Source organism: Pseudomonas sp. Pse79 (assembly GCF_024519615.1).
Taxonomy (GTDB): domain Bacteria; phylum Pseudomonadota; class Gammaproteobacteria; order Pseudomonadales; family Pseudomonadaceae; genus Aquipseudomonas; species Aquipseudomonas veronii.
The window spans coordinates 1-22,132 of sequence record NZ_JALJRR010000005.1; the positions used below are offsets into that span (position 1 = coordinate 1).

Sequence of the window (22,132 nt, forward strand, 5' to 3'; positions counted from 1 at the left end):
CAGGCAACGCGGTCATCCAGGATGCCCGCGTTATCGTTAACGACCTTCGCGAGCAGGCTCGCTCCTACAGGGGTGGAACGCCGTAGCAGCCGGCAAGCCGGCTCGTCACTCAGTAACCGGAACCCGGTATCCAACGGGTCCCCGCCAACGGCACCCGGGCCATGGCGGCCGACTCCACCGTCAGCGCCACCAGGTCCTCGGGGTCGAGGTTGTGCAGGTGCGACTTGCCGCACGCACGGGCCATAGTCTGGGCCTCCAACACCATCACCCGCAGGTAGTTGGCCAAACGACGCCCGCCTTCCACCGGGTCCAGGCGTTTCGACAGCTCCGGGTCCTGGGTGGTGATGCCGGCCGGGTCGCGGCCGTTCTGCCAGTCGTCGTAGAAGCCGGCGGCCGAGCCGATCTTTTTCAGTTCCGCGTCCAGCCGTGGGTGGTTGTCGCCCAGGGCAATCAACGCCGCCGTGCCGATGGCCACCGCATCCGCGCCCATCGCCATGGCCTTGGCCACATCGGCGCCGTTGCGAATCCCGCCCGACACAATCAACTGGACCTTGCGGTGCATGCCCATCTCTTGCAAAGCCTGTACCGCTTGCGGGATCGCCGACAAAATCGGGATGCCGACGTGTTCGATAAACACTTCCTGGGTCGCCGCAGTGCCACCCTGCATGCCGTCGAGCACGATCACATCGGCACCGGCCTTGACCGCCAGCTTCACGTCGTAATACGGCCGGCTGGCGCCGATTTTCACGTAGATCGGTTTTTCCCAATCGGTGATTTCGCGCAACTCGGCAATCTTGATCGCCAAGTCGTCCGGACCGGTCCAGTCCGGGTGGCGGCAGGCGCTGCGCTGGTCCACGCCGATCGGCAAGGTACGCATGCCGGCCACGCGTTCGGTGACCTTCATGCCCAGCAACATGCCGCCACCGCCGGGCTTGGCGCCCTGGCCGAGGACGATCTCGATGGCGTCGGCCTTGCGCAGGTCATCGGGGTTCATGCCGTAGCGCGACGGCAGGTACTGGTACACCAGGTGCCGCGACTGGCCGCGCTCTTCCGGGGTCATGCCGCCGTCACCGGTGGTGGTGCTGGTGCCGGCGATGCTCGCGCCACGGCCCAGGGCTTCCTTGGCGTTGGCCGACAACGCACCGAAACTCATGCCGGCGATGGTCACCGGGATCTTCAGGTGGATCGGCTTCTTGGCGAAGCGGTTGCCGAGGATCACATCGGTGCCGCACTTCTCGCGATAGCCTTCCAGCGGGTAACGCGACACGCTGGCGCCCAGCAGCAGCAAGTCATCGAAGTGCGGCAACTTGCGCTTGGTACCGCCGCCGCGAATGTCGTAGATGCCGGTTTCGGCGGCACGCTGGATTTCCTGGATGGTCAGGCGGTCGAAGGTGGCCGACTCGCGCAACACTGGAGGGTTTTTTTCACTCATGGTGTAGCTCCTGGTTCAGTACGCGGAGGCGTTGTCGACTTTGAAGTTGTACAGCTGGCGGGCCGAGCCGTAGCGCTTGAAATCCGCCGCGCGGTGGGCGAAACCGGCGCGATCGAGCAGCTCCTGCAGCTCTTGCAGGTGCTCGCTGCGCATCTCTTTTTCGACGCAATCGGAGCCCAGCGACTCGACCGTGCCCTTCACGTAGATGTGGGTCTCGTACAGCGAATCGCCCAGCGCATCGCCGGCATCGCCGCAGACGACCAGACGCCCGGCCTGGCCCATGAAGCAGCTCATGTGGCCGATGCTGCCGCCGACCACGATGTCGATGCCTTTCATGGAAATCCCGCAACGTGCCCCCGCGTCGCCTTCGATCACCAGCAAGCCGCCATGGGCCGTGGCCCCGGCCGCCTGGGACGCGCTGCCTTTGACGCGCACAGAACCAGACATCATGTTCTCGGCGCAGCCCACGCCGACGTTGCCGTGTACGGTGATCGACGCCTGTTGGTTCATGCCCGCGCAGTAGTAGCCGGCGTGGCCTTCGATATCGATGGACACCGCCTGATTCACCCCCACCGCAAGGTTGTGCTTGCCGTTGGAGTGGGTGACGCGCCACTCGTTGTCGATGGCCTGGGCGTGCAGCGCCTGGTTGAGGTCACGCACGGTCGCGGTGGAAAGGTCGATGGTTTTCATGTGTGCGCTCCTTAAGCTGACTGGCGTTCCCAGATGTACAAAGTGGCCGGTGCGGGCTCCCAGATGCGGGCATTCTCGATGCCTGGCAGGCTCGACAGCGCCTGGTACTCGGAGGCCATGGCGACGTAGTCGTCGGTCTCGGCGAGGATCGCCGGCTTGCACGCGATCGGATCGCGGATCACCGCAAAACCGTTGCGCGTGCCGATGGCGAAGGTGAAGAAGCCGTCGAGGTCTTCCAGGGCGTGGTCCAGCGCGTCTTTGAGCGAGTCGCCCTGTTGCAGGCGCCAGGTCAGGTAGCCGGCGGCGACTTCGGTGTCGTTGTCGGTTTCGAAATGGATGCCTTCGCGCTTGAGTTCCTGGCGCAGGCGGAAGTGGTTCGACAGCGAACCGTTATGCACCAGGCACAGGTCGGCACCGGTGGAAAACGGGTGGCTGCCTTCCATGGTCACCGCGCTTTCGGTGGCCATGCGGGTGTGGCCGATGATGTGGCTGCCCTGCATGCTCGCCAGGCCGAAGCGCTGGGAAATCTCCTGGGGCAGGCCCATGCCCTTGAGGATCTCGATGCTCTGCCCGGCGCTCATGACGCGCACGCTCGGCGCCAGTTCGGCCAGGGCCAGGCGCACCGGGGCTTCGTCGGCGTGGACCTTCAACACGGCGGCGCTGGCGTTCTGAAACCAGTCCAGCGAACAGCCCAGCCGCCCTTCCAGCTCGCCCATCAGGGCTTTCCAGTCGAAGGCCTCGGTGGTTGCTTGCAGGGTCAGCTTGACCCAGCCGTCAGCGACTTCATCACCGTAGATGGCAAAGCCCGCACTGTCCGGGCCACGGTCGGTCATAGCCTGCAACATCGGTTCAAACAGCTGGCCGAGCTGGGGTTCCAGCCGGGGGTTTTTCAGGTACAGACCTACGATTCCACACATATCAAGTCTCCGTCACACGGTGTCAGAAAAATTCGGTATAGCGCTGGACTTCCCAGTCGCTCACATGGCGGCTGTATTCCACCCACTCCATGCGCTTGAGTTTGATGAACTCACCCACGATCTGCGGGCCGAGCACCTCGGCGAACAGCGGGTCGGCTTCCAGCGCGTCGCAGGCTTCCTTGAGGGATTGCGGCAAGGTCTTGATGCCGCGCTCGGCAATCTGTTCCAGGCTCAGGCTGTAGAGGTTTTCATTGCAGACGTGGTCGATTTCCAGCTGGCGATCGATACCGTCCAGGCCCGCCGCGATGATCGCGGCGCTGACCAGGTAAGGGTTGCAGCCGGCATCCGGCAGGCGGAACTCCAGGCGGCCGTAAGGCACGCGCACCATGGCCGAACGGTTGTTGGCGCCAAACGCGATAAACGCCGGGGCCCAGGTGGCGCCGGACAGCGAGTGGCCCACCACCAGGCGCTTGTAGGAGTTGACGGTGGGCGCGGCGAACGCACACAGCGCCGGGCCATGGGCGAGCAGGCCGGCGGCGAAGTGATAGGCCAGCTTCGACAGGCCCATGCCGCTCGGGTCGCTGGCGTCGTGGAACAGGTTCTTGTTCTCGGCGCTGCTGATCGACAGGTGAAAGTGCATGCCGTTGCCGGCGCGTTTCGGGTCGGGCTTGGGCATGAAGGAACAGATCATGCCCAGGTCATTGGCGATCTCGCCGGCGGCCATGCGGAAGAAGGTGAAACGGTCGGCCGAGGTCAGGGCGTCGCTGTAGGTGTAGTTGATCTCGAACTGGCCGTTGGCGTCTTCGTGGTCGATCTGATAGACCTCGAAATCCACCGCCTGCAAGGCTTCGGTCAGGCGTTCCAGGAATACCCGCGAGCGCGACAGGCCCTTGTAGTCGTAGCAGGGCTTGTCGAGGTTGTCGCTGGGGTCGACCAGTTGCAGCTTGCCCTGCTCGTCGCGGCGCATCAGGTTGAATTCGGGTTCCAGGCCGGTGTTCAGCGTCCAGCCCTTGTCCTGCAGGCGCTGCACCTGCTGCTGCAGCACGTAGCGGCTATCAAAGGGATGGGGCTTGCCGTCGACATGCCCGACGCACACCACGCGCCCGTAACCCGGCTGCCAGGGCACCGGGGTCAGCGTGGACAGGTCACCCCGCGCCATGAAGTCCGGGCCGTGGGGTTCCATGCCCATGCCGCTGATGGCAAACCCGGCAAACCCGGCGCCCTCTTCGGCCACCGTCTTGAGCCCGCAAATCGGCACCGACTTGGTCTTGGCCGCACCGTGTATATCCACAAACTGCGCAAGCACGTACTTGATGCCGTACTTGTCGATGATGCGCTGGGTTTCTGCTGGCAACATTGCGTGTCACTCCTCGCGAAAGGCAAAACCGTGTGGGTGGGCCTGGACTGTCTTTTTATTCCTAAAAAGAAAGTTAGTTTCTCCACAGGAATGCAATACCCTTGCCAGATTCGCGAGCGGCCGATTGAAGTGCCGGTGAAAGCGCTTTTGTGCTGTATATATGGGAAAATTGTTTTCCCCGTGGGAATACGTGCCTGGGCACGGCCGCCAAGCGCCGCTGCTTGCACTTTCCTAGTGCGAAACTAATATTACTGAACGGAAAGCGTGCAGGATCTGATGACTATGTCCACCGAAACCGCCCCCCGCCTCAAGCTGGAGCAATACCTGGGTTTGCAGATCAAACGCCAGCGCCAGGCCCAGGACCTGAAGCTGTCCGACGTGGCGAAGATTGCCGATATCAGCCAGGGCATGTTGAGCAAGATCGAAAACGCCCAGGTCTCCACCAGCCTCGACACCCTCAGCCGCCTGTGCGATGTGCTTGGGCTGCCGTTGTCGAAATTGTTCGCCGAATACGATCAACAGGACGGCAGTGCCTTGCTGGTCAAGGCCGACCAAGGCATGGAAGTGGTGCGCCGGGGGACGGAAAAGGGGCATACCTACCATCTGCTCAACCATACCCGGGGGCCGAAGAAGAGCTTCGAGGCGTACATGGTCAGCATGGATGACGCCAGCGAGGAGTTCCCGACCTTTGCCCACCCTGGGACCGAGTTTCTGCACTTGTTGGAAGGGGAGCTGATTTATCGGCATGGGAATCAGCTGTATCGGATGGAAGCCGGCGACAGCCTGACGTTCGAGGGCGAAATTCCCCATGGGCCGGAAGAATTGGTGCGGGTGCCGATTCGCCTGCTGTCGATCATGAATTACGGCAACGACAAAGAATAATCCGGACTCGCGATACACCTGAAGCACAGAGATCCAATTGTGGGAGGGGGCTTGCCCCCGATGAGGGAGTGTCAGTGAATGCATCTTTCACTGACCCCCCTCATCGGGGGCAAGCCCCCTCCCACATTTTTGACCGCGTTCGACGCCGTCCTCCCCGATAAAAATTCCCCTCAGTTAAAAAACTTTCCCAAAACCCCTAGACGCCCTGCGCCCATTCCCCTATAAAGCCACTTCAGGAATATTTTATTCCTCACAAGAAAATGCGCTCACGGAATGAGCCTGCTGTCCTCTGACGTTTTTTCGCTATGCGATGAGCTGCCGCCATCATCCCGAGGACGTGTCATGCAACACGAAAAAAACCATTTCATCATCAAGGTCACTTGTCCCGCGGTGTCCGGCATTGTCGCTGCCGTCACCACGTACCTGGCGGACAACGCGTGCTACATCGGGGAGATGGCGCAGTTCGATGATGACTTCAGCGGTCGCTTCTTCATGCGTGCCGTGTTCCGTTTCAACGATGGGCATGACGGCGACCTGGAACAGATCCGCGCCGGTTTCGCCGACGTCGCCCAGGCCTTCGACATGCAGTGGGCGCTGTACGACACCCGCGAGCCGATGCGCGTGCTGCTGATGGTGAGCAAGTTCGACCACTGCCTCACCGACCTGCTCTACCGCTACCACAAGGGCGAGATGGACATGACCATCACCGCCATCGTCTCCAACCACCTCGACCTGCGGCCCATGGCCGAGCGCGAGGGCATCCGCTTTATCTACCTGCCCGTGACCAAGGACACCAAGGCCGCGCAGGAAGCCGAGCTGATGAAGATCGTCGACGACACCCGCACCGAACTGGTGGTGTTGGCGCGCTACATGCAGATCCTCTCCGACGACCTGTGCCGGCAACTGTCGGGGCGCGCGATCAATATCCACCATTCGTTCCTGCCCGGTTTCAAAGGTGCCAAGCCCTATCACCAGGCCTATCAGCGTGGCGTGAAGTTGATCGGCGCCACCGCGCATTATGTGACCAGCGACCTGGATGAGGGCCCGATCATCGAGCAGGAAGTGCAGCGCGTGGACCACGTGTACAAGCCCGACGACCTCGTCGCCATCGGCCGCGACACCGAAACCGTGGCCCTGTCCAAGGCGGTCAAGTACCACCTGGAGCATCGGGTGTTCCTCAACCAGGACAGAACGGTGGTGTTCCGGTGAGCGCGCCCAAACTGATCGACGGCAAAGCCGCCGCCGCACGGGTACTGCTGCAAGTGCGCGAAGACGTGGCGCGCCTGCACGAGCAAGCCATTCAACCGGCCCTGGCGGTGATCCTGGTGGGCAACGACGCCGCCAGCCAGGTGTATGTGCGCAACAAGATCCTGCGCGCCGAAGAAGTGGGCATCCGCTCCGTGGAGCATCGGCTGCCCAGCGACACCAGCACCGAACAACTGTTGATCCTGATCGCCCAGTTGAATGCCGACCCGGCGATCCACGGCATTCTCCTGCAATTGCCGCTGCCCAAGCAGATGGACGAACTGCGCGCCCTGGAAGCCATCGCGCCGCAGAAAGACGTGGACGGTTTCCACAGCCAGAACGTCGGCGGCCTCAGCCAGGGGCGCGCCGTGCTCACGCCCTGCACTCCCAGCGGTTGCCTGTACCTGCTGGAGCAAACCTGTGGCGACCTGCGCGGTAAACACGCGGTGGTGGTCGGCCGCTCGAACATCGTCGGCAAGCCCATGGCGGCGCTGCTGCTCAAGGCCGATTGCTCGGTGACGGTGCTGCATTCGCGCAGCCACAACGCCCAGGCCCTGTGCCGCCAGGCCGACATCGTGATCGCCGCCGTGGGCCGCCCACGCTTGATCGATGCCAGCTGGCTCAAGCCCGGCGCGGTGGTGATCGACGTCGGCATCAACCGTATCGATGACGACGGCCGCAGCCGCCTGGTGGGCGATGTCGACTTCGACGCCGCCCTGCCCCACGTCGCCGCCATCACCCCGGTCCCCGGCGGTGTCGGCCCGATGACCATTGCCTTCCTGATGAAAAACACCGTGACCGCCGCCCTTGCGCAACATCACGCCCTACGCAGCCAATCGGAGGCCGTATGCCATTCAATCTATTGAAATACGGGCTGAGTTCGGAGTACCCGGTGGAGGTGGATCTGCCGCCGCCCAAAGAACTCAAGTCGAGTTACGACGTGGTGATCATCGGCGCCGGCGGCCACGGCCTGGCGACCGCCTACTACCTGGCCAAGTACCACGGCATCAGCAACATTGCCGTGCTGGAAAAGTCCTATCTGGGCGGCGGCAACACCGCGCGTAACACAGCGGTGATCCGCTCCAACTACCTGACCAGCGAAGGGGTGCGCTTCTACGCCGAGTCAGTGAAGATGTTCCAGGCGCTGTCCAACGAATTCGATTTCAACATCATGTATTCCGAGCGTGGCCAACTGACCCTGGCCCACACGGACGCCACCGTGCGTTCGTTCCGCCAGCGCGCCGAGGTCAACAAGCACTTCGGCGGGCGCACCGAGATGATCGACCGCCAGCAGATCCGCGAACTGGTGCCCAGCCTCAACCTCGACCCCGGCCACCTGCCGGTGCTCGCCGGGCTCTGGCACATCGACGGCGCCACCGCGCGCCACGATGCCGTGGCCTGGGGCTACGCCAAGCAGGCGGCCAAGCGCGGCGTGGAAATCCATCAGCTCACCGAAGTGCAAGACCTGATCATTGAAAACGGCGCCATCACCGCGGTGAAAACCAATCGCGGCACCATCCGGTGCGGCTGCGCGGTGCAGGCGATTGCCGGGCACAGCTCACTGTTGATGGCCAAGGCCGGCATCCGCTCGCCGATCCAGACCTTCCCGCTGCAGGCCATGGTCACCCAGCCGTTCAAGCCGTTCCTCGACCCGCTGGTGAGCTCCTCGGCCCTGCACTGCTACGTGCAGCAAACCAGTCGCGGCGAAGTGGTGTTCGGCGGCGGTTCCGACCCCTACCCGCTGTTCAACACACGCTCGACCCTGGACCTCAAGGAAAGCCTGCTGGCCCATGCCATCGAGATGTTCCCGTTCCTGGCCAACGCCAAGTTGATGCGCCAGTGGGCCGGGATCACAGACATGACCCCGGACTACAGCCCGATCATGGGCCTGTCGCCGGTGAAGAATTACTACCTCGACGCCGGTTGGGGCACCTGGGGTTTCAAGGCCACGCCGATCTGCGGCAAGACCATGGCCGAGTTGGTCGCCAGCGGCGGCAAGGTGCCGGAGCTGATCAAACCCTTTGGCCTCGAACGTTTCTCGACCTTCCAGCAAGTCAATGAGATGGGCGCCACGGCGGCCAGTCACTGATGGAGAGCGGACTATGAAAATCATGATGTGCCCGCTCAACGGGCCGCGCAATATCAGCGAGTTCACCTACGGCGGCGAGTTCAAGCCCATGCCCGATCCGGTCAACTGCAGCGACGCCGAATGGGCCGACTACGTGTTCAACACCGACAACCTCGCCGGTGTAGTGCGTGAATGGTGGATGCACACGCCGTCCAGCTACTGGTTCCTCGCCGAGCGCCACACCGTCACCGACGAGATCCTGCGCACCTTCGATCCCAAGGAACTGTTCACCCACCGCGTCGACTTCAACACCCCCCAGGAGATCGCCGGATGAACCGCCTCCCCGCCCCCATGGGCCTGCTGATCCAACGCGATCAGCCACTCGATTTCAGTTTCGACGGCCACCCCTACCAGGGCCTGCAGGGCGACAGCATCGCCAGCGCCCTGCTCGCCAACGGGCGCTTTCTGATGTCGCGCTCGTTCAAATACCACCGCCCACGCGGGCCGCTGAGCATGGCCGGCCAGGACGCCAACAGCCTGGTGCAATTGCCCCAGGAACCCAACGTGCTGGCCGATGCCCACGCACTGAGCAACGGCCTGGCGGTGACCGCGCAGAACGTCAACGGCACGCTGGACCACGACCGCGATGCCTATATGGGCAAGTTCTCCAAATTCATGCCGGTGGGTTTCTACTACCGCTCGTTCTACAAGCCCAAGGGCATGTGGAAAGTGTGGGAGCCGATCATCCGTAAAAAAGCCGGCCTGGGCGTGCTCGACCTGAACTTCCAGCCCGAGTACTACGACAAGGCCTACCTGTTCACCGACCTCGCCGTCATCGGCGCCGGCCCCGCCGGCTTGCAGGCGGCGCTGACCGCCGCGAATGCCGGGGCGAAGGTGCTGCTGATCGAGCAGCAGCCGATCCTCGGCGGTTCGCTCACTTATGCGCGTTTCGATATCGCCGGCACCCGCGCCGACAACCTGCGCCGCGAATTGCTCAGCGCGGTGCAGCAACACGCGAATATCCAGGTGCTCACCGAGGCCACCTGCAACGCCTGGTTCACCGACAACTACCTGCCGGTGATCCAGGGCAAGCGCCTGTACAAGGTGCGCGCGCAGCAGTGCCTGGTGTGCAGCGGCTCGTTCGACCAGCCGGTGATCTTTCGCAACAACGACCTGCCGGGGGTGATGCTGACCAGCGCCGCGCAACGCCTGATCAAGCTCTACGCCGTCAAGCCCGGCAAACGCGCGGTGGTGCTCACCGGCAACGATGACGGTTACCTCGCTGCCCTCGACCTGCATGACCAGGGCGTGGACGTCGCCGCCCTGATCGACCTGCGCCACGCCCCCGCCGACCAGGCCCTGGCCGGCGCGCTGGCGCAGCGCAAGATCCGTTGCCTGACTAACAGCACGGTGTTCGAGGCCTTGCATGAAAAAGGCCTGCGCCATGTGAAGGGTGTCGATGTGCGCCAGATCACCGCTCAGGGCCAGGTCAGCGACAAGGGGCAGGTGATCGACTGCGACCTGCTGTGCATGTCGGCCGGCTATATGCCGGTGTACCAACTGCTGTGCCAGGCCGGCGGCAAATTGGCCTATGAGGACTCGCGTGCAGAGTTCAGCCTCAGCGGCCTGCCGCAGAACCTGAATGTGGCCGGTTCGGTCCACGGTCGGCACCAACTGGACAATGTGCTGGCGGACGCGAGCAACGCCGCCCACGACATCGCCCTCGCCCTCGGCTTGAGCCCTGCCGCAGCGCGTACCCCGCTGCGTAGCGAAGCCCAGGTCAACTTCAACTGGCCGATCTTCCCGCACCCCAAGGGCAAGGATTTCGTCGACTTCGACGAAGACCTGCAAGTGGCGGATATCGTCAACGCCACCCGCATCGGCTACCGCGATGTGCAGTTGGTGAAACGCTACTCCACCGTCGGCATGGGCCCGTCCCAGGGCCGCCACTCGGCGTTGCCGACCGCGCGCCTGGTGGCCTGGGCGACCCAGCGCAATATCAGCGAAACCGGGGTCACCACCGCACGGCCGCCGTTCGTGGCGGAGAAACTCGCCCACGTCGCCGGGCGCGCCTTCGACCCCTACCGGCAAACGCCGATGCATGCGCGGCACCTGCAGGCCGGGGCGAAGATGATGCCCGCCGGCATCTGGCAGCGCCCGGCCTATTACGGCAAGGCCGAGGACCGCGACGCGTGCATGCAGGCCGAAGCCCTGCATGTGCGCAACAAGGTCGGGCTGATCGATGTGTCCACCCTCGGCGGCCTGGACGTGCGCGGCCCGGATGCCGCCGAACTGCTCAACCGGATGTACACCTTCGCGTTTCTCAAGCAGCCGGTGGGCCGTTCGCGTTATGCGCTGATGACCAATGAACACGGGGTGGTGATCGACGACGGCGTGTGCGCGCGGCTGGCCGACAAGCACTTCTACGTCACCGCCACCACCAGCGGCGTCGACCGCATCTACCAGCAGATGCTCAAGTGGAACGCGCAATGGCGCCTGGACGTGGATGTGGCCAACGTCACCGCCGCGATCTGTGCGGTGAACGTGGCCGGGCCGGATTCGCGCAAGGTGCTGGAACAGCTGTGCAGCGACCTCGACCTGAGCGCCGAGGGTTTCCCTTACCTGGGCGTGCGCCAGGGCACGGTGGCCGGGATCAAGGCGCGGCTGCTGCGGGTCGGTTTCGTCGGCGAACTGGGTTATGAAATCCACGTTGCCGCACGTCATGGCCTGGCATTGTGGGATGCGTTGATGGCCGCCGGCAAAGCCTTCGACATTCGTCCCTTCGGCGTCGAAACCCAGCGCCTGCTGCGCCTGGAAAAAGGCCACGTGATCATCAGCCAGGACACCGATGGCATGACCCACCCGGCGGAAATCGACATGGGCTGGGCGGTCAGTCGCAACAAACCGTTCTTCGTCGGCCGCCGCTCGGTGGACATCCTCGAAGCCCAGCCGCTGAAACGCAAACTGGTCGGCTTCAGCTTGCCCAAGGGCAGCGTGCAGCCGCTGGAAGGCCACCTGGTGCTCAACGGCCCGGACATCAGCGGCAACGTCACCTCGTGTGAATACTCCGCCAGCCTGGGCCGGATCATCGGCCTGGCCTACGCCGGGATCGACCAGAGCACACCGGGGCAATGCATTCCGATTCGCGTCGAAGGCGGCATCGTCGTCCAGGCCGAAGTGGTGCAGCTACCGTTCTTCGACCCCACCAACCAACGCCAGGAGGGTTAAGCCATGACCAGTCTGAAAGCCCACGAATTGCTCACGCCGCCCTGCCGCCTGATCGACCAGACCGACCTGCCCCGGGTCGGCTTTCGCGGCGCACACAGCGCCGAGTACCTCACGGCCCGCGGTTTCACCCTGCCCGACGCGCCCAACCGAGCGACCGCGCAGGCGGACGGCAGCTGGGTGGCGCGCCTGTCACAGAACGAATACCTGCTGCTGGGCAGCCCGGCGGATCAAGGCCAGCGCATCGCCGATGAAGAAGCGCGCTGGGAACTCGACCACCGCGCCCACTACCTGCTGCCGCGCCAGGACAGTCATGCTTGCGTGCTGCTCAGCGGCACGGTGATTGCCCAGGTGATGGCCAAGCTGTGCGGCGTCGATCTCAGTTTTCCGGCCTTCAAGCCGGGAGCGGTGGCGCAGACGGCGGCGGCGCGGATCAATGTGATCGTCATCCACTCGGGAAGCGTGGACGCGCCGGCGTTCCATATCCTCTGGGACCGCGCCTCGAAGGACTACTTCGACGGCGCGTTGCGGGATGCGTTGGAGGAGTTTGGCGGGGTGGGGCTTGCCGATCGCGCGTAAAACCAGGGTCAACGCGGCGCTCTCGGGGTTTTCGCGAGCAAGCTCGCTCCTACAGATGACCCCGTAGCCGTAGGAGCGGAGCTTGCCCGCGAGGGTCGTTAACGATGACGCGGTAAGCCAGGGTCAACGCCGCGCTCTCGCCAGAAAAACCTGTTCAGTCGGTATACCCCAACCGCCCCGCCCTGACCGCCTGCGTGTGCTGACGCGTCGCCAGGCAGCAACCGATGAGGATCACGCTCGACAGCGCCACACGCCCCCCAGTTTTTCACACGACTGATCCGTAGCTCTGGCGCTAATCTGATCGGCTAATGTGCCGCATGGCCAATAGCTATCTATCGCCTTTACCCCAGTATTTATTGGTTACAAGACCAAGAATTGACGTTCATCGGGCGCTTGAAAAAGCAGTTGCATGCCTTATATTACGGTATACCATAATACCTACAAACCTATAAAAACCGCTCCACCGCCGAGGACCGTCCCATGATCGATGCCGCTATCTACAAACAAGTGATGGGTTCGTTTCCGTCTGGGGTCACCGTGATCACCACGCTCGATGACGACGGGCAAATCGTCGGGCTGACCGCCAGTGCTTTCAGTTCGTTGTCGATGGACCCGGCGCTGGTGCTGTTCTGCCCCAACTACAGCTCCGACTCATACCCGGTGTTGATCAAGAACAAACGCTTTGCCATCCATGTGCTCTCCGGCGGCCAGCAAACCGAAGCGTATGCCTTTGCGCGCAAGGGCAAAGACAAGGCCCAAGGCCTCGAATGGACGCTCAGCGAGCGGGGCAATCCGATCCTGGCGAATGCCACGGCGGTGATCGAATGCGAGCTGTGGCGCGAGTACGAAGGCGGCGACCACGCGATCATGGTCGGCTCGGTGAAGAACCTCATCGTGCCCCAGCAGAACGCCGCGCCACTGGTGTATTGCCACGGCAAGATGGGCGCATTGCCCATGCCGGCTTAAGCCACACACAAAACTTTGTGGGAGGGGGCTTGCCCCCGATGGCGGTGGGTCAGCTACAGATAAGCTGGCTGTTCCTCCGCCATCGGGGGCAAGCCCCCTCCCACAGTTTGATTGCGGGGTGTCAGCCCCTCCCAGTGGCGTGAGACCACGCGATCATGGTCGGCTCGGTGAAGAACCTCATCGTGCCCCGGCAGAACGCCGCGCCACTGGTGTATTGCCACGGCAAGATGGGCGCATTGCCCATGCCGGCTTAAGTCACACACAAAACTTTGTGGGAGGGGGCTTGCCCCCGATAGCGGTGGGTCAGCTACAGATAAGCTGGCTGTTCCTCCGCCATCGGGGGCAAGCCCCCTCCCACAGTTTGATTGCGGGGTGTCAGCCCCTCCCAGTGGCGTGAGACCACGCGATCATGGTCGGCTCGGTGAAGAACCTCATGCACGTTGAGGATGATCAGCACAGCCACCAGAATCACCGGTAGGCTGGCAATCACCGCAAAGGCCAGGATCAGTTTTTGTTTTATGTTCATCGGGCTCGCCTTCCTTGTGAGGTGGGGGTGTAATCGTTGGAGAGAAAAGTTTTGTGGATATTCCATATTATGGTATACCAACAATCAATCCGCCGAACAGCCGTTATCCCCGGCAAGCGTTACAACGGCGAGAGCACTTAAGGGCCCGCGGTCGACAGGCCGATCACAATAGATCCGAGGTACGCGTCATGAAGTTTTCCCTGTTCGTACACATGGAACGTTGGGACGAGAGCATCAGCCACCGCCAGTTGTTCGAAGACTTGACCGAATTGACCCTGATGGCCGAAGCCGGTGGCTTCAGCACCGTATGGATTGGCGAACACCACGCCATGGAATACACCATCTCGCCAAGCCCGATGCCGTTGCTGGCTTACCTCGCGGCCAAGACCACCACCATTCACCTGGGCGCCGGCACCATCATCGCGCCGTTCTGGCACCCGCTGCGGGTGGCGGGTGAATGCGCCTTGCTCGACGTGATCAGCAACGGCCGCATGGAAGTCGGCCTGGCCCGTGGCGCCTACCAGGTTGAGTTCGACCGCATGGCCGGCGGCATGCCCGCTTCCAGCGGCGGCCAGGCGCTGCGCGAAATGGTCCCGGTGGTGCGCGCGTTGTGGCAAGGCGACTACGCCCACGACGGCGACATCTGGAAATTCCCCACCTCCACCAGCGTGCCCAAGCCCGTACAGAAGCCCAACCCGCCGATGTGGATCGCCGCCCGCGACCCGGACTCCCACAACTTCGCAGTGGCCAACGGCTGCAACGTGATGGTCACGCCGCTGATGAAGGGCGACGAAGAAGTCCTGGACCTGAAAAACAAATTCCAGACCGCCCTCGACAACAACCCCGGCGTGCCGCGCCCGCAATTGATGGTGCTGCGCCACACCCACGTACACGCCGCCGACGACCCGGAAGGCTGGAAAGTCGGGGCCAAGGCGATCTCCAAGTTCTATCGCACCTTCGATGCCTGGTTCGGCAACAAGGAAGTGCCGATCAATGGCTTCCTGGCGCCAAGCCCGGAAGAAAAATTCGCCGGCCGCCCGGAGTTCGAGCTGGACAGCCTGCACAAGACCGCGATGATCGGCACCGCCGCAGAAATCATCCCGCGCATCAAGTACTACCAGGAACTGGGCGTGGATGAGTTCAGCTTCTGGTGCGACAACAGCCTGCCCCATGCCGAGAAGAAAAAGTCCCTGGCGCTGTTTATCGAGCAGGTCGTGCCAGCGTTTCGTTGATCGGTGAATGACCAAGCCGCTTGCCTCTTCACGGAGCAGGCGGCTTTTTTCTAGGCCGCGCCTTGCTGGTACTCCCGCGGCGTACAGCCAAACTCACGGCGAAACACCGTATGCAGGTACTGCGCCGACTTGAAGCCGCACTGCTGCGCCACATCGGCAATCGCCAGGGCGTGGTTTTCCAGGCCCTTGGCGGCGGCGGCGAGTTTGAAGCGCAGGATCTCGTCATGCACGCTGCACCCGCGTGTCTTGCGAAAGTGCGATTCCAGGGATGAGCGCGACACGCCGACATACGCCGCGACCTGGGCCGTCTTGATGCCCTGGCAGGCGTACTGGCGGATGAACAGCAGCGCCTGCATCACATACGGATTGCCCAACGGCTGATGCAAGCTGGAAGCCTGCACATTGATTGCATCCGGTGGCACCAGGATCTGCGTGCCGGTGCAGGGTTTGCCGTGCAGCATCTGATGCAGCAGCGCAGCGGCCGTGCGGCCCATGGTTTCCGTGCCCTGAATCACCGAACTCAGCGGCACCCGCGTGAGGGTGCGGGTCAGCGGGTCGTTGTCGATGCCGATCAGCGCCACCTCCTCCGGCACGGCGATACCGGCAGTGAGGCAGGCCTGCAGCAATTGCCGGGCGCGGGCGTCGGTGACGGCGATGATGCCGATGGGCTTGGGCAGGCTTTGCAGCCAGGCGATCTGCTGCTCCACCGCGCTGTCCCACAACGGCGCGCTGGTGCCCAGGCCGCGGTACACCTCCACCGGCAAACCATCGCGTTGCAGCAGGTGCTTGAAGGCCTTTTCGCGCTCCTGGGCCCAGCGATTGGCCTGGGCTGGCGGCAGGCTGAAACAGGCAAACCGGGTCAGTCCGGCCTCGATCAAATGCTCATACGCCAGCTTCATCAGCGCATGGTTGTCGGTGGCCACGTAGGGGATGCCCCTGGGGTAGGCACGCGCATCCTCATAGGAACCGCCCACCGCCACCACCGGCAGCTTGATATCGGCCAGTGCCTCGCCGATCAGCGGGTCGTCGAAGTCGGCAATGATGCCGTCGCCCTGCCAGCGCTCGATGCCTTTGAGGCGGCACAAAAAATCTTCCTCCAGGAACAAATCCCAGGACGCGCGGGTGCTGCTCAGGTAATTGCCGATGCCGGTGATGATGCCGCGGTCATAGATTTTGCTGCCGTTGAACAGCAAGGCGATGCGGTGGACGGGCGGTAGGGTTTTCATTGTTTTTGTCCTGAGGCCGGTCGCCACAGGTTAGACCCCGCCACTCAAAATCGCACTACACCTTGACGATTTTCATAATCGCCGGGCCCAGTGCCGTTGCTAGTATCCAGACACCGCCAAGAACAATAAGGAACACGCCATGACGTACTTCCCCGGTGTCGAGAAGGTTCGCTTCGAAGGCCCCGCCAGCGACGCCCCCCTCGCCTTTCGCCACTACGACGCCAACAAACTGATCCTCGGCAAACCGATGCGCGAACACCTGCGCATGGCCGCCTGTTATTGGCACACCTTCGTCTGGCCCGGCGCGGATATGTTTGGCATGGGCACCTTCAAGCGCCCGTGGCAGCGCAGCGGCGAGCCGATGGAAGTGGCGATCGGCAAGGCCGAGGCGGCCTTTGAGTTTTTCTCCAAGCTGGGCATCGACTACTACAGCTTTCACGACACCGACGTGGCGCCGGAAGGCAGCTCGCTCAAGGAGTACCGCAACCACTTCGCGCAGATGGTCGATCACCTCGAACGCCACCAGGAACAGACCGGCGTCAAACTGCTGTGGGGCACCGCCAATTGCTTCAGCAACCCGCGCTTTGCCGCCGGCGCCGCGAGTAACCCGGACCCGGAGGTGTTCGCCTACGCCGCCGCCCAGGTGTGCAGCGCGATGAACGCCACGCTGCGGCTCAAGGGCGCCAATTATGTGCTGTGGGGCGGCCGCGAAGGTTACGAAACCCTGCTCAATACCGACCTCAAGCGCGAGCGCGAACAGCTCGGGCGCTTTATGCACATGGTGGTGGAGCACAAGCACAAGATCGGCTTCAAGGGCGACCTGCTGATCGAACCCAAGCCCCAGGAGCCGACCAAGCACCAATACGATTACGACAGCGCCACGGTGTTCGGCTTCCTGCATGAATACGGCCTGGAACACGAGATCAAGGTGAATATCGAGGCCAACCACGCGACCCTGGCCGGGCACAGCTTTCATCATGAGATCGCCACCGCCGTGTCCCTCGGGATCTTCGGCAGCATCGACGCCAACCGCGGCGACCCGCAGAACGGCTGGGACACCGACCAGTTCCCCAACAGCGTCGAGGAGATGACCCTCGCGACGTATGAAATCCTCAAGGCCGGCGGCTTCAAGAATGGCGGCTACAACTTCGATTCCAAGGTGCGCCGCCAGAGCCTGGACGAGATCGACCTGTTCCACGGCCACGTCGCCGCCATGGATGTGCTCGCCCTGGCGCTGGAACGCGCGGCGGCGATGGTGCAGAACGATCGGTTGCAGCAGTTCAAGGACCAGCGCTATGCCGGCTGGCAGCAACCGTTGGGCCAGGCGGTACTGGCGGGCGAATTCAGCCTGGAATCCCTGGCCGAACATGCGTTTGCCCACGAACTCAACCCGCAGGCCGTGAGTGGTCGGCAGGAGATGCTGGAGGGCATCGTGAATCGATTTATCTACACCTGATCACGCAGCCCTCTGCGTAGGAGCGAGCTTGCTCGCGAAAAACGTCAACGATGACGCGTGATGCCTGGATAAACGTGTCGAGTTCGCGATTTTCGCGAGCAAGCTCGCTCCTACACAGGGGGCGGCGGTGACATTTGCGCGACAAATCTACGCACAGAGCGTCGAGGGACGCTCTACAGTTCTACCCGCATCACGCTGTGTCTTTCCAACAACAATAAAAGGACGCACCACCATGAAGTCATTTAAACGCACCCTGCTCGCCTCTGCCCTGGCCCTGCTCGCCCTGCCGGTCATGGCCGATCCGGCCCATCCGAAAATCGGTTTTTCCATCGACGACCTGCGCCTGGAACGCTGGTCCCGCGACCGTGACTACTTCGTCGCGGCGGCGGAAAAACTCGATGCCAAGGTGTTTGTGCAGTCGGCCGATGCCAACGAGCAAAAGCAGATTTCCCAGATCGAAAACCTGATCTCCCGCGGCGTCGACGTGATCGTGATCGTGCCGTTCAACGCCACCGTGCTGACCAACGCCATCGCCGAAGCCAAGAAGGCCGGGATCAAGGTGGTGTCGTATGACCGCCTGATCCTCAACGCGGATATCGACGCCTACATCTCCTTCGATAACGAAAAGGTCGGCGAGATGCAGGCCAATGGCGTGCTGCAGGCGGCGCCCAAGGGCAACTATTTCCTGCTCGGCGGTGCGCCCACCGACAACAATGCCAAGGTCCTGCGCGAAGGCCAGATGAAGGTGCTGCAACCGGCCATCGACAAGGGCGACATCAAGATTGTCGGCCAGCAGTGGGTCAAGGAATGGAACCCGACCGAAGCCCTGAGCATCGTCGAAAACGCCCTGACCCGGAACAACAATAAGATCGACGCCATCGTCGCCTCCAACGACGCCACCGCCGGCGGTGCGATCCAGGCCCTGGCCGCGCAGAAGCTGGCGGGCAAGGTGCCGATCTCCGGGCAAGACGCCGACCTCGCCGCCGTCAAGCGCGTGATCGACGGCACCCAGACCATGACCGTGTACAAGCCGCTCAAACTGATCGCCACCGAAGCCGCCAAGCTCTCGGTGCAACTGGCGCGCAACGAGAAGCCCACCTACAGCTCGCAATACGACAACGGCAGCAAGAAAGTCGACACCATCCTGCTCACCCCGACCCCGCTGACCAAGGCCAATATCGACCTGTTGGAGAAGGACGGCTTCTACACCAAAGAGCAGATCGGCCTGTAGGAGCGGGCTTGCCCGCGAAAAACGTCAACGATAACGCGGGCATCCTGGATGTGCGCGTTGCCTGGGGGTTCTTCGCGAGCAAGCTCGCTCCTACGGGAAACCGCGTTTCTTCGGCCTTTTGTGTGAGCCATCGCCATGTCGCACTACCTGCTGCAAATGAACGGCATCGTCAAACGCTTTGGCGGTGTCAACGCGCTCAACGGCATCGATATCAAGGTGCGGCCGGGGGAATGTGTCGGCCTGTGCGGCGAGAACGGTGCCGGTAAATCCACCTTGATGAAGGTGCTGTCGGCGGTTTATCCCCATGGCACCTGGGACGGCGAAATCCTCTGGGACGGCCAGCCGCTCAAGGCCCAGTCGATCAGCGAAACCGAGGCCGCCGGCATCGTCATCATTCACCAGGAACTGACCCTGGTGCCGGACCTGTCGGTGGCCGAGAACATCTTCATGGGCCACGAGCTGACTCTGCCCGGCGGGCGCATGAACTACCCGGCGATGCTGCACCGCGCCGAAGCGTTGATGCGCGAGCTGAAGGTGCCGGACATGAACGTCGCGCTGCCGGTGTCGCAGTATGGCGGTGGCTACCAGCAACTGGTGGAGATCGCCAAGGCCCTGAATAAACAGGCGCGCCTGCTGATTCTCGACGAGCCCTCCTCGGCCCTGACCCGCTCGGAAATCGAGGTGCTGCTGGAGATCATCAAGGGCCTCAAGGCCAAGGGCGTGGCCTGCGTGTACATCTCCCACAAGCTCGATGAAGTGGCGGCGGTGTGCGACACCATCACGGTGATCCGCGACGGCCAGCACATCGCGACCAGCGCCATGGCCGACATGGATATCCCCCGGATCATCACGCAGATGGTCGGACGCGAAATGAGCAACCTCTACCCCACCGAGCCGCATGAGATCGGTGAGGTGATGTTCGAAGCACGCCATGTCACCTGCTACGACGTCGACAACCCCAAGCGCAAACGCGTGGACGACATCTCCTTCGTACTCAGGCGCGGGGAAATCCTCGGCATTGCCGGGCTGGTCGGCGCCGGGCGCACGGAGCTGGTCTCGGCCTTGTTCGGCGCCTACCCCGGCCGCTACAGCGCCGAAGTCTGGCTCGATGGCCAACTGATCGACACGCGCACGCCGCTCAAATCGATCCGCGCCGGGCTGTGCATGGTGCCCGAGGACCGCAAGCGCCAGGGCATCATTCCCGACCTGGGCGTGGGCCAGAACATCACCCTGGCGGTACTCGACACCTACGCGCACCTGACGCGCATCGACGCCGAGGCCGAACTGGGCAGCATCGACCGGCAGATCGCGCGCATGCATCTCAAGACCGCCAGCCCGTTTTTGCCGATCACCAGCCTGTCCGGCGGCAATCAGCAAAAGGCCGTGCTGGCGAAAATGCTCATGGCCAAGCCCAAGGTGCTGATCCTCGACGAGCCCACGCGCGGGGTGGATGTGGGCGCCAAGTATGAGATCTACAAACTGATGGGCGCGCTGGCGGCCGAAGGCGTGGCGATCATCATGGTCTCCTCGGAACTGGCCGAAGTGCTCGGCGTGTCCAACCGCGTGCTGGTGATCGGCGACGGCCAGTTGCGTGGGGATTTCATCAACGAAGGCCTCACCCAGGAACAGGTCCTCGCCGCTGCGCTCAGCCAAAATAATAATGATCGGAAGACCGCTTAGATGAATCAGCTCAAACAGCTGTTTACCCGCTACAAAATGCTCGCGTTGGTGATCGCCGTGGCGTTCATCTGGCTGTTTTTCAGCTGGCAGACCGAGGGCGGCTTCCTCACCCCGCGCAACCTGTCCAACCTGCTGCGGCAGATGTCGATCACCGGGATTCTGGCCTGCGGCATGGTGCTGGTGATCATCAGCGGCGAGATCGATTTGTCGGTGGGCTCGATGCTCGGCTTGTTGGGCGGGCTCGCGGCGATTCTGGACGTGGTCTATCACCTGCCGCTGCTGGCCAACCTGAGCCTGGTGGCGCTGTGCGGGTTGATGATCGGTTTGGCCAACGGCTACATGACCGCGTACCTGCGCATCCCGTCGTTTATCGTCGGTTTGGGCGGCATGCTGGCGTTTCGCGGGATTCTGCTGGGCATCACCGGCGGCACCACCATCGCGCCGGTGTCGCCGTCGCTGGTGTACGTGGGCCAGGGCTATCTGCCGCATGCGGTGGGCATCGGCCTCGGGATTTTGCTGTTTGCCCTGACCCTGTTTTTGACCTGGAAACAACGGCGCAACCGTGCACTGCATGGCTTGGCCTCACACTCATTGACTCGCGACGTGCTGCGCGTGGCGGTGATCGGCGCGGTGCTGGCCGGGTTCGTCACCATCCTCAACAGCTACGACGGCATCCCGGTGCCGGTGCTGCTGTTGCTGGTGTTGCTCGGCGTGTTCAGCTACGTCACCAGCCAGACCGTATTCGGCCGCCGCGTGTATGCGGTGGGCAGCAACATGGAAGCCACGCGCCTGTCGGGCATCAACGTGCAGGCCGTCAAACTGTGGATCTTCGGCATCATGGGCGTGATGTGCGCCCTCGCCGGCCTGGTCAACACCGCACGCCTCGCCGCCGGTTCACCGTCGGCGGGCAACATGGGCGAACTCGACGCCATCGCCGCCTGCTTTATCGGCGGCACCTCCATGCGCGGCGGCTCGGGCACGGTGTATGGCGCGCTGCTCGGGGCGCTGGTGATTACCAGCCTGGATAACGGCATGTCGATGCTGGATGTGGACAGTTACTGGCAGATGATTGTGAAGGGCAGCATTTTGGTGCTGGCGGTGTGGGTGGATGTGAGTACGCGGGCGGGTCGGCGATAAACCCCATTCTTCCATGTGGGAGGGAGCTTGCTCCCTCCCACATGGACCGCATTTCATTGGAGTTAGTGGCATTTGGTCATGGTTTTTAAAGGGCCAGCAAGTCGGGTCGCTTTAAATTGCAGGACGTTTCCTAGACAATCTGCGCCGCCTTGTGCCTGTTGGAATCGATGGCTAGTCTGCGGTCCGTCACTGCCAAATCAGTGATCGGGTTTAGTCGCCCGACCTCTCATCACGTGCACGGTCTTCCATCAGTTTTTATGGTGGCTGTGCGCAGGGCGCCTTC

General features: G+C 62.8%; 19 protein-coding genes and 1 pseudogene. 14 read left to right on the forward strand and 6 right to left on the reverse strand.

The features are described from left to right. Window positions 1–109: 109 nt before the first annotated feature. Genes NR164_RS08350 through glnT form a run of 4 tightly spaced genes read right to left on the reverse strand, consistent with a single transcriptional unit; the run spans window position 110 to window position 4,396 of the window. Window positions 110–1,432 (reverse strand): FMN-binding glutamate synthase family protein, encoded by a 1,323-nt coding sequence (locus NR164_RS08350; protein ID WP_201022139.1) that lies wholly within the window; start codon window positions 1,430–1,432, stop codon window positions 110–112. A gap of 15 nt (window positions 1,433–1,447) precedes the next feature. Further along, window positions 1,448–2,122 (reverse strand): protein glxC, encoded by a 675-nt coding sequence (locus tag NR164_RS08355; RefSeq protein WP_046383914.1) that lies wholly within the window; start codon window positions 2,120–2,122, stop codon window positions 1,448–1,450. Window positions 2,123–2,133: 11 nt separating this feature from the next. Further along, on the reverse strand, window positions 2,134–3,039 hold the full coding sequence (locus NR164_RS08360; protein ID WP_046383915.1) for a glutamine amidotransferase family protein: 906 nt from the start codon (window positions 3,037–3,039) through the stop codon (window positions 2,134–2,136). A gap of 22 nt (window positions 3,040–3,061) precedes the next feature. Then, a complete protein-coding gene (glnT, locus tag NR164_RS08365; protein ID WP_057005902.1) occupies window positions 3,062–4,396 on the reverse strand; it encodes a type III glutamate--ammonia ligase in 1,335 nt (444 codons plus the stop codon). 282 nt (window positions 4,397–4,678) lie between these two features. On the opposite strand from glnT, the gene NR164_RS08370 reads away from it, so the two are divergent. The 9 genes and pseudogenes from NR164_RS08370 to NR164_RS08410 form a co-directional block, all read left to right on the forward strand. Beyond that, entirely contained in the window at window positions 4,679–5,278 is a 600-nt protein-coding gene (locus tag NR164_RS08370; RefSeq protein ID WP_046383917.1) for a helix-turn-helix domain-containing protein, read from the forward strand. A gap of 342 nt (window positions 5,279–5,620) precedes the next feature. Continuing rightward, a complete protein-coding gene (gene purU, locus NR164_RS08375; RefSeq protein ID WP_256822605.1) occupies window positions 5,621–6,487 on the forward strand; it encodes a formyltetrahydrofolate deformylase in 867 nt (288 codons plus the stop codon). Then, a complete protein-coding gene (folD, locus tag NR164_RS08380) occupies window positions 6,484–7,389 on the forward strand; it encodes a bifunctional methylenetetrahydrofolate dehydrogenase/methenyltetrahydrofolate cyclohydrolase FolD (RefSeq protein ID WP_079443521.1) in 906 nt (301 codons plus the stop codon). The genes purU and folD overlap by 4 nt, the downstream gene beginning before the upstream one ends. Continuing rightward, entirely contained in the window at window positions 7,371–8,612 is a 1,242-nt protein-coding gene (locus tag NR164_RS08385; RefSeq protein ID WP_046383920.1) for an FAD-dependent oxidoreductase, read from the forward strand. The genes folD and NR164_RS08385 overlap by 19 nt, the downstream gene beginning before the upstream one ends. Before the next feature lie 13 nt (window positions 8,613–8,625). Next, window positions 8,626–8,925, forward strand: a complete 300-nt coding sequence (locus NR164_RS08390; protein ID WP_057005905.1) for a sarcosine oxidase subunit delta — start codon at window positions 8,626–8,628, stop codon at window positions 8,923–8,925. Further along, window positions 8,922–11,819, forward strand: a complete 2,898-nt coding sequence (locus NR164_RS08395; RefSeq protein ID WP_256822606.1) for a 2Fe-2S iron-sulfur cluster-binding protein — start codon at window positions 8,922–8,924, stop codon at window positions 11,817–11,819. The genes NR164_RS08390 and NR164_RS08395 overlap by 4 nt, the downstream gene beginning before the upstream one ends. A 3-nt stretch (window positions 11,820–11,822) precedes the next feature. Next, window positions 11,823–12,395 carry a sarcosine oxidase subunit gamma gene (locus NR164_RS08400; protein WP_079443519.1) on the forward strand — a complete coding sequence of 191 codons (573 nt, stop codon included), beginning with the start codon at window positions 11,823–11,825 and terminating at the stop codon, window positions 12,393–12,395. A gap of 480 nt (window positions 12,396–12,875) precedes the next feature. Further along, entirely contained in the window at window positions 12,876–13,361 is a 486-nt protein-coding gene (locus tag NR164_RS08405) for a flavin reductase family protein (RefSeq protein ID WP_057005908.1), read from the forward strand. A gap of 143 nt (window positions 13,362–13,504) precedes the next feature. Next, window positions 13,505–13,615 (forward strand): annotated as a pseudogene (locus NR164_RS08410) (flavin reductase); the annotation flags it as partial. Between the two features lie 53 nt (window positions 13,616–13,668). Here the strand turns inward: NR164_RS08410 and NR164_RS08415 are convergent. Continuing rightward, window positions 13,669–13,887 carry a hypothetical protein gene (locus NR164_RS08415; protein ID WP_046383925.1) on the reverse strand — a complete coding sequence of 73 codons (219 nt, stop codon included), beginning with the start codon at window positions 13,885–13,887 and terminating at the stop codon, window positions 13,669–13,671. A gap of 188 nt (window positions 13,888–14,075) precedes the next feature. Here NR164_RS08415 and NR164_RS08420 point away from each other — a divergent pair, with 188 nt between their 5' ends. Next, window positions 14,076–15,119, forward strand: a complete 1,044-nt coding sequence (locus tag NR164_RS08420) for an LLM class flavin-dependent oxidoreductase (RefSeq protein ID WP_256822607.1) — start codon at window positions 14,076–14,078, stop codon at window positions 15,117–15,119. A gap of 50 nt (window positions 15,120–15,169) precedes the next feature. On the opposite strand, the gene NR164_RS08425 is transcribed toward NR164_RS08420, so the two are convergent. Next, window positions 15,170–16,345: a XylR family transcriptional regulator gene (locus NR164_RS08425; protein ID WP_126587217.1), complete on the reverse strand. Its 1,176-nt coding sequence runs from the start codon at window positions 16,343–16,345 to the stop codon at window positions 15,170–15,172. A 139-nt stretch (window positions 16,346–16,484) separates the two neighbouring features. Here NR164_RS08425 and xylA point away from each other — a divergent pair, with 139 nt between their 5' ends. The 4 genes from xylA to NR164_RS08445 all read left to right on the forward strand — a co-directional run bounded on the left by xylA (window position 16,485) and on the right by NR164_RS08445 (window position 21,849). Beyond that, complete coding sequence (xylA, locus tag NR164_RS08430; protein ID WP_017847899.1) at window positions 16,485–17,801, forward strand: xylose isomerase; 1,317 nt, start codon at window positions 16,485–16,487, stop codon at window positions 17,799–17,801. A gap of 232 nt (window positions 17,802–18,033) precedes the next feature. Beyond that, a complete protein-coding gene (gene xylF, locus NR164_RS08435; RefSeq protein ID WP_017847900.1) occupies window positions 18,034–19,032 on the forward strand; it encodes a D-xylose ABC transporter substrate-binding protein in 999 nt (332 codons plus the stop codon). A gap of 135 nt (window positions 19,033–19,167) precedes the next feature. Then, window positions 19,168–20,712 carry a D-xylose ABC transporter ATP-binding protein gene (xylG, locus tag NR164_RS08440; RefSeq protein WP_169865995.1) on the forward strand — a complete coding sequence of 515 codons (1,545 nt, stop codon included), beginning with the start codon at window positions 19,168–19,170 and terminating at the stop codon, window positions 20,710–20,712. Continuing rightward, complete coding sequence (locus NR164_RS08445; protein ID WP_057005910.1) at window positions 20,713–21,849, forward strand: sugar ABC transporter permease; 1,137 nt, start codon at window positions 20,713–20,715, stop codon at window positions 21,847–21,849. It abuts the gene before it with no gap. The last annotated feature ends 283 nt before the right edge of the window (window positions 21,850–22,132 follow it).